This window comes from Pseudomonas sp. NPDC086112 (assembly GCF_044746425.1).
Taxonomy (GTDB): domain Bacteria; phylum Pseudomonadota; class Gammaproteobacteria; order Pseudomonadales; family Pseudomonadaceae; genus Aquipseudomonas.
Window position 1 is genome coordinate 132,109 of sequence record NZ_JBIVCD010000010.1, and the last position, 374, is coordinate 132,482.

1 protein-coding gene is annotated in these 374 nt (G+C 59.9%); it reads right to left on the reverse strand.

What is annotated here, in order from left to right:
* Positions 1 to 374 (reverse strand): proline dehydrogenase family protein (locus ACIPLA_RS10230; protein ID WP_401173057.1); only part of this gene is annotated, 374 nt, incomplete at both ends.

Here is a 374-nt window from a genome sequence, read left to right on the forward strand (position 1 = left end):
CTTCTTCGGCGTCGATGTTCAGGCCGATGTCGTATTGCTTGGCCAGCAGGGTCAGCGAAAGCAGGCGCGGGTACAGCTCTTCCATCACGCGCTCGTACTGGGCGCGGCTGTAACGCGGGTGCAGTGCGGACAGTTTGATCGAAATGCCCGGGCCTTCATAAATCCCACGACCGTGGGAGGCTTTGCCGATCGAGTGAATGGCTTGTTCGTACGAGGCCAGGTATTTCTGGGCGTCATGCTCGGTGAGTGCAGCTTCACCCAGCATGTCGTAGGAATAGCGGAAGCCTTTGGCTTCGAACTTGCTGGCGTTGGCCAGGGCTTCGGCGATGGTTTCGCCGGTGACGAACTGCTCGCCCATCAGGCGCATGGCCATG